The 7,785-nt window shown below is 43.0% G+C and carries 6 protein-coding genes; 3 read left to right on the plus strand and 3 right to left on the minus strand.

The window, feature by feature from the left end; genetic code table 11:
* Positions 1-68 precede the first annotated feature (68 nt).
* Positions 69-1,619, plus strand: a complete 1,551-nt coding sequence (gene gntK / locus GM612_RS11810; protein ID WP_155432562.1) for a gluconokinase — start codon at positions 69-71, stop codon at positions 1,617-1,619.
* 31 nt (positions 1,620-1,650) lie between these two features.
* Positions 1,651-2,607 (plus strand): sugar kinase, encoded by a 957-nt coding sequence (locus tag GM612_RS11815; RefSeq protein ID WP_155432563.1) that lies wholly within the window; start codon positions 1,651-1,653, stop codon positions 2,605-2,607.
* A gap of 72 nt (positions 2,608-2,679) precedes the next feature.
* Here the strand turns inward: GM612_RS11815 and uxuA are convergent, their stop codons facing one another.
* The 3 genes from uxuA to GM612_RS11830 form a co-directional block, all read right to left on the minus strand.
* On the minus strand, positions 2,680-3,750 hold the full coding sequence (gene uxuA, locus GM612_RS11820; protein WP_155432567.1) for a mannonate dehydratase: 1,071 nt from the start codon (positions 3,748-3,750) through the stop codon (positions 2,680-2,682).
* Between the two features lie 130 nt (positions 3,751-3,880).
* Positions 3,881-4,780, minus strand: a complete 900-nt coding sequence (gene gnd, locus GM612_RS11825; protein WP_155432564.1) for a phosphogluconate dehydrogenase (NAD(+)-dependent, decarboxylating) — start codon at positions 4,778-4,780, stop codon at positions 3,881-3,883.
* A gap of 133 nt (positions 4,781-4,913) precedes the next feature.
* Positions 4,914-5,483 carry an ElyC/SanA/YdcF family protein gene (locus GM612_RS11830; RefSeq protein WP_173021283.1) on the minus strand — a complete coding sequence of 190 codons (570 nt, stop codon included), beginning with the start codon at positions 5,481-5,483 and terminating at the stop codon, positions 4,914-4,916.
* Positions 5,484-6,058: 575 nt separating this feature from the next.
* Here GM612_RS11830 and tyrS point away from each other — a divergent pair.
* Positions 6,059-7,315: a tyrosine--tRNA ligase gene (gene tyrS, locus GM612_RS11835; RefSeq protein ID WP_155432566.1), complete on the plus strand. Its 1,257-nt coding sequence runs from the start codon at positions 6,059-6,061 to the stop codon at positions 7,313-7,315.
* The last annotated feature ends 470 nt before the right edge of the window (positions 7,316-7,785 follow it).

A 7,785-nucleotide genomic window follows, 5' to 3' on the forward strand; every position in this document is an offset into this window, starting at 1 on the left:
AGCGCTATTGACATACTGATATATCAGATGTAAAATGAACGAAACGCTAAAAGAGGACGGGATTACTGATGGATTACATTATTGGTATTGATGTTGGAACAACGAGCACCAAGGCTTTATTATACGATTTAGATGGTAAGATTTATGCCAAAGCAAATAAGGGGTACACCCTCTATCAAGATACGCCTGACATGGCTGAAGAAGATCCAGATGAGATTTTTAACGCCACGTCACAGGCAATTCAAGAAGTGATCACTAAGGCTAATCGGCAAGACGGCAAAGTGGTTGCCGTTTCCTGGTCGGCACAACAACATAGTTTGATCGCTCTAGATAAGAATTTTAAACCATTGACCAGAACGATGACCTGGGCTGACAACCGGGCAGAAAAGTATGCGGCTCAGTACAAGGAAAACGGTCGTGGCCTGGAGATGTATAAGCGAACCGGATTGCCAATTCATCCAATGGGTCCGTTCTATAAATTACTGTGGTTTAAAAATGAAAAGCCAGATATTTTTAAGCAGGCCGCTTATTGGGTCGGCATCAAGGAATATATTATTTGGAAGTACACCGGACAGCTCAAAGAAGAAGTTTCAATGGCTGCCGCAACGGGTCTTTTAAATATGAAAACTGTTAAATGGGATGAAGAGGCATTGAAGGAAACTGGTGTCAAGGAGAACCAATTACCGGAACTCGTTGATACCACTTACAAGATCAAGGGTATCCAGGCTGAATATGCTAAGGTAATGGGTCTGGATAAAGACGTTTACTTTGTAATGGGTGCAACTGATGGTGCCTTATCCACGATTGGTGTGGGTGCCATTGAAACCGGTGTTTTAGCCATTAATATTGGGACTTCTGCAGCCGTTCGGAGTTTCTTTGATAAGCCAGTGATCGATCCTAAAGCCCGTTTGTACTGCTACCCAGTTATGAAGGGTAAGTACCTCGTTGGCGGACCAATCAACAATGGTGGAATCGTCTTCAGTTGGGCGCATGACGCATTGTTTGGTGGCGAACAAGAAGCTGCGAAACTGTTGAACATTGATTCTTTCGATATGCTGTCAAAGATTGCGGCCACGGTTCCAGCCGGATCCGACGGCTTGATTTTCCACCCGTATCTAGGTGGCGAACGTGCGCCGTTATGGGATGCTAATGCGCGGGGATCATTCTTTGGATTAAACCGTAAGCACACTCGAGCACATATGATTAGAGCCGTTCTAGAAGGCCTGGTTTATAACCTTTACTCAGTAACACTCGCACTGCGTGAAGTGACTGGGAAACCAAAGGCGATTTTAGCTGCTGGTGGATTTGCGAAATCAAAGCTTTGGACCCAAATCATGGCGGATGTCTACGAAAGCGAACTGACCATTCCTGAATCATATGAAAGTGGTAGTTTAGCAGCCATGTTCTTAGCAAAAATGAGTCTAGGTTTGGAAGATAACTTGAATGATATTAAAAAATACATTGGGAAATCCAATACCTTTGAACCCAACCCTAAAGTTTACAAGAAGTATCGTGCTTTGATTCCGATCTACCTCCGATTAAGCCGCCAGTTTTCTAGTGAATACAAGAGTATTGCGGATTATCAGCGTGAATTTGCCAACGATGACGATCAAGATTAGACTATAGTCATCAAGATTTAGGAGTGAGTTCATGAGTGAATTCTTAACCATTGGTGAACCACTGGCTTTAATGGCTGCTACCCAGACAGGCCGGTCATTGGTCGATGCGGATCAATTTCAAAAGTTTGCAGCAGGCGCTGAATTGAACGTGGCGGTGGGCGTTGCAAGGTTGAAACATAGTAGCGCGTATTTGACTGCTCTTGGTCGCGATCCCTTTGGTGCTTTCATCATCAAGGAATTGCAAAAAGAGGGCGTTGCAACGGATTTGATTCAGCGGACTGGTAACCACTGGACGGGATTTCAACTCAAAAATCGGGTCAGTCAAGGTGACCCAGATACTTTTTACTTCCGAAAAGATTCGGCTGCTGCGCACTTTGATCAGAGCCAATTGAAGCGACTTTCATTTGATTCTTTGAAGGTATTTCATTATACCGGTATTTTCCCGGCAATCTCTGAAGATGCAATGACAACGACCTATGCGCTTCTTGATCAATTAGACCAAGATCCAGAAATCGTCACCACGTTTGATCCAAATTTGCGGCCGACATTGTGGGCAAATCAGGTGGAGATGATTCAAAACGTGAATCGACTGGCATTTCGGGCTAAAATCGTTTTACCTGGCCTCAGCGAAGGTCGGCAGCTAACTGGGTTAAAGCAACCGGAAGAGATAGCTGACTTCTTCTTGAGTAATAGCTCGACGACGCAAAGCGTTATCGTGAAATTGGGCGCTAAAGGGGCTTTCATGAAGATCCGGGACTCACAAGCAGGCGTCATTATTCCTGGGTACCATGTGAATCAAATCGTTGATACAGTGGGCGCAGGAGACGGTTTTGCAGCTGGATTAATCACCGGATTACTGGATCATTTATCGCTGCCAGATGCCATTTTACGTGGCAATGCAATTGGGGCCTTAGCTATCCAATCGCCTGGTGATCACGATGGTTATCCAGATGTTAAAGCCTTGGAACAGTTTCAAGAACGGCAATAAGGTTGACGATAAAATTAAACCAGTCTTGGTCTCAGCGGAATTGTTGAGATCAAGACTGGTTTTAATTTAAGATCAATTATTAGCTTTTTTTTGGATGGCTTCCCAGAGACCATTTAAATAACTGATGCCCATTGCTCTATCATATAGGCCATAGCCAGGGCGACCATTTTCACCCCAAATGTTGCGGCCGTGGTCGGAACGGGCATAACCGTTAAAATCACTGTCATGTAAGGCTTGCATGATAGCGTACATATCGAGTGAACCTTCGCTAGATTCGTGAGCAGATTCTTGAAACACGTTAGGGGCTATATGTTTAATGTTTCTTAAGTGAACAAATGGGACCCGCCCGGTGGGGACAAATTCACGAATGATGGCCGGGACATCATTAGCGGTGTTTTCACCCAAACTGCCTGTGCAAATGGTAAAGCCATTGTATGGCGAGTCAACTAAGGCAGCTATTCGCTTCATATCAGATAAATTCTTGTAGATTCTAGGTAAACCAAAGAGAGACATCGGTGGATCATCAGGGTGAATCGCCATCTGAATGCCAACTTCTTCGCAAACCGGGATGATGGCTTTTAAAAAGTATTTGAGATTTGCCACCAAATCTGACTCAGAGACGTTTTCATAACTCTTAAATAGTTGTTTTAATTGTGCTAAACGCTCAGGTTCCCAGCCAGGAAGCATCAAATTATTATCAGACGCCTTAATACGATTGAAAAGAACCTGTGGATCGCGCGGTAGTTTAGATAGGTCAAAACGCATTGACTGCGAACCGTCAGTTAATGGATAGTTTAAATCAGTTCTGATCCAGTCAAAAATTGGCATAAAGTTATAGCAAATGACAGTTACGCCAACTTTGGCCAGGTTACGGATCGTTTGAATATAATTTTCAATGTATCTGTCACGCGTAGGTGCTCCGGTTTTAATCGCATCATGAATATTGACTGATTCAATGACCTTCAGTTCAAAGCCATAAGCGTTGATCTGGTCACGTAGCTGTTTGATTTCGGTCAGTGGCCAAACGTCACCGACCGGAATGTCAGTCAACATGCCAACAATTTGACGTGTTTTAGGAACTTGTCGAATGTCCGCTAACGTGATTGGATCATTAGGGCCAAACCAGCGAAAGCTCATTTTCAATTGACTCAAAGAGGACACCCCTTATTTATTAGATAGGTCTAGTATAGCAAATTCCCGGTTGTTTGAGGGAAGTTGAGCGGTAAAAGAAAAGGACTACGCAACCGCGTAGTCCCTAAACATTAGATCTAAATTAGTTTTTGTCCATTGCGTGGCCACCAAAACCGTTACGTAAAGCCGAAACAACTTTACCGTTAAAGGTGTCATCTTGCATGGAACGGAATCGTTGCATAACAGCAGCAGCGATAACCGGCGTTGGCACAGCATGATCCATTGCGTCCTCAACAGTCCATTGACCTTCACCGTTGGAATGCATACGACCCTTGATCTTGTCCAGGTTAGGATCCTTTTCAAAGGCTGCTTCAGCCAGTTCCATTAACCAGCTACGAACAACTGAACCGTTGTTCCAGACTTTAGCAACAGCACGGTTGTCGTAGTCAAAGTCAGAAGCTTTTAGAACTTCGAAACCTTCACCGATTGCTTCCATCATACCGTATTCGATACCATTGTGAACCATCTTTAAGTAGTGACCTGAACCGGCCTTACCAGTGTAAAGGTAGCCATCTTTTTGTGAGATACCTTCGAAGAGTGGGCGAATGGTTTCAAAGACTTCTGGTTCGTCGCCACCGATCATGAAGTTTCCGCCATTAAGGGCACCACGCCAACCGCCTGATGAACCACAGTCAAAGTAGTGAACACCCTTTTCGCCTAATAGACGGTTGTGACGAAGTGAGTCTTTCCAGAAAGTGTTACCACCGTCAATGACAATATCGTCCTTGTTTAAAGCGGATGCCAATTGGTCAACAGTGGCGTCGGTTGGTTTGCCAGCGGGTACCATGATCCAAACAATTTTTGGAGATGGTAATTGACTGACCATGTCTTCAAGACTGGTTGCCTTAGCGGCACCGTAACCGGCTGCTTCGTCAACTAACTTAGTATCCAAGTCAAAGCCAACAACTTCATTATTGTTACGAATCATATTTTGGGCTAAGTTAATACCCATTTTTCCTAATCCGATTAAACCTAATTTCATCAGAAAAACTCCTCGCTTCATTTGACTAATATTTTACAACAAAACTAGTATATAAGATGTCCTCAAAAAGTGCAAGAGATTATGTAAAAAGTTTACATATTAATTTACAGTAATGAAACAATCCTACAAGTTTTTAATTAAGAATAAGGTGACAAAAGATGGCTGCTAGAAACCATATCAAAATGAGGGTCCACTTAAACTGTAGAAGCAAGGCGGCAATTTCTCTTATCATCGCGGGAAATAGCGAGGAAATAGTGGTTTGTGACCCTAGCCCGATGACGCTTAGATGGTGTTGACGTGCCAACAAGATACTGCGTGCAAGGTGATAATTGCTGGTGACGACCAAAATGATGGGAGGTTTAGGGCCGCGCCAGTTAGCTTTGATCAAAAGCTTACTGTATTTAAAATTGGTAGTGGTTGAAGTCGAATTTTCTTCTAACAGCATTTGGTCGAACGGCACACGATGAGCGTGCAAATACTTAGCCATTGCTGCGGCTTCTGTTTGTGGCTCATCATTGCCACGACCGCCGCTCAGAATAAAGAGGGGTCCGAATGGTTGCTGATTGGCGTACGCTAGCGCAGTATTTAAACGGCGTCGAAGCGTTCGTGAAGGACCAGCACTCGTTACTTTAGCGCCAAGCACGATAACGTAATCTGCACGTGGCGGTGTTTTTGGGTCGTGAACCAGCCAAAATGTTGCCACTAAGTAACTTGTCCCCACGAAAAACCAGGTTGCGAAACCTGTGCTTATAAGCTGAGCTATAATTTTTGTCGGCCAGAAAATGATTGGCAGTGCGATGAGCGCATCGAAAAGAGTGAGCGTGCAGGCCGTTGTTAGCCACATATAGCGTTGGAATTGATGATGCTTTACTAGCGGGTGGATACAAGCTAGGTCTAGTAGTGAGATGATGATTAGAATACTTAGTAGCAAAGTGCGCACTCCCTTCAGAAATTTCTTTAAACCCATTATACTGATACCAGTGCTGTTTGACACATTGACTTTTAGATGGACTGTTTGTACTATTATAGACAGCTATGAAACACCGAAGTAGATCAAGGGCAACGTTAAAGAAACTTAGCGGCTGCTGTAAGCTAAGCGACCCAGTCATCGAATTACAGTGCGGAGCGATTCAGCTATTGCTGGCGGGTCATGTCGATATGCATGTCGAGCGACGCTTTCATATACGTAGCGTAACTTGGGTGGTAACGCGGAATTTCAATTTCGTCCCTGTTAGTCATTGACTAATGGGGGCTTTTTTAAGTTTAAGGAGGATTCTTTTGACAATTTTAGATGAGTTAAAGTGGCGTGGTGCGATTAATCAGCAAACGGATGAGGCTGGTTTAAGTGAGCTTGTTAAGGATAAATCGGTTGGCTTATATGTGGGTATCGATCCGACTGGGGATTCAATGCATATTGGACATTTGATTCCATTTATGATCTTGAAGAGGTTTCAATTAGCTGGTCACCGACCTTACATTGTTATTGGAGGCGGTACTGGTTCAATTGGTGATCCGAGTGGCAAAAAATCTGAACGGGTTTTACAAACGATGGATCAAGTGCACCATAATGAAGCAGCCATTACAGCGCAGATGGAGCATTTGTTCGGGCAAGATGGCAGCTTTAGAATCGTCAACAATTATGATTGGCTTTCCAAAATCAGTCTGCTGAGTTTTTTGAGAGATTACGGTAAGTTGTTTAATGTTAACAATATGTTGTCTAAGGAAGTCGTTGCTTCCCGCTTGGAAGTAGGTATTTCTTTTACCGAATTCACTTATCAAATTTTGCAATCAGTTGATTTCCTTCATCTATATCAAAAAGAAGACGTTCAGCTTCAAATTGGAGGCGCTGACCAGTGGGGAAACATTACGGCTGGTATCGATTTGATTCATAAAATTGAGGGTCCTGATGCCAAGGCGTTTGGCTTAACGATTCCGCTGATGTTAAAAGCAGATGGTACCAAGTTTGGTAAAACTGCTGGTGGTGCGGTTTGGCTTGATGCTAATAAAACGACCCCTTACGAGTTTTACCAGTTTTGGTTTAATCAAGATGATCGTGACGTTGTTAAGTATTTGAAGTACTTTACTTTTTTGAGTCAAGATGAGATCAATGATTTGGCAGAGAAAGTTGCCAGTGAACCAGAAAAGCGTGAAGCTCAGAAACGGCTTGCAGAGGAAGTTACCGAGTTCGTTCACGGCAAGCAGGCTGTTGTTGAGGCAGAAAACATTTCAAAAGCGTTGTTCTCAGGTGATGTTTCAGCACTCTCTGCAAGTGAGATTGAGCAGGGCTTTAAGAATATGCCTTCGGTAGAAGTTAGCGCAGAGAAACGTAACATTGTGGAATGGCTAGTTGATGTGACTTCAATTGAATCATCGCGGCGACAAGCTCGCGAAGATATTAGTAACGGTGCCATTCGGATCAACGGTGAAAAGGTTACGGATGTTGAAGCTCAAATCGATCCTAATGCGCATTTTGAAGGCAAGTTTGTTATCGTTCGTCGGGGCAAAAAACGTTATTTCTTAGTTCGGGTGAAATAATCATCTAGTTTAATTCTGTTTGGCAAGCGGTGCTCTTTGATGGGGCCGTTTTTTTATAGCGTCGGGGGTTTAAAGATGTTATTGAACTGAAACGTATTTACAGACGTTTTATATTTAGGTGCAGATCACGAATTTATTGAGTACCAGATTTTTTGAAATTTTGATTGACCTTGGGAACTATAATTGTTAATATATTATTTGTTGTCGTTGAGAAGTTAACCAATGTGTACCAATTATGTCTTTAAAAGTTTTGTGGTTGACTTTGATTCTGAACAATGATATTGTAATATAGTTGCCTAATCGGTATCATCTTTTGAAAGAGATACCGACACAGAAAGTTTTTGTTGACTTTTACTTGGTAATTAGATATACTAAACAAGCTGATTCAGAAAAGAATTAGTAAGGTAGACCTTTGAAAACTGAACAAAGTTTCGTTTCACAAATGTGCAGGGCATATCGACTAAGGTCGG

This window comes from Secundilactobacillus folii (genome assembly GCF_009720675.1).
GTDB classification, from domain to species: Bacteria; Bacillota; Bacilli; order Lactobacillales; family Lactobacillaceae; genus Secundilactobacillus; species Secundilactobacillus folii.

Bases quoted from the DNA above. Each gene is read 5' to 3' on its own strand.
- gntK (WP_155432562.1), top strand. From the start codon at position 69: ATGGATTACATTATTGGTATTGATGTTGGAACAACGAGCACCAAGGCT.
- GM612_RS11815 (WP_155432563.1), top strand. From the start codon at position 1,651: ATGAGTGAATTCTTAACCATTGGTGAACCACTGGCTTTAATGGCTGCT.
- gnd (WP_155432564.1), bottom strand. From the start codon at position 4,780: ATGAAATTAGGTTTAATCGGATTAGGAAAAATGGGTATTAACTTAGCC.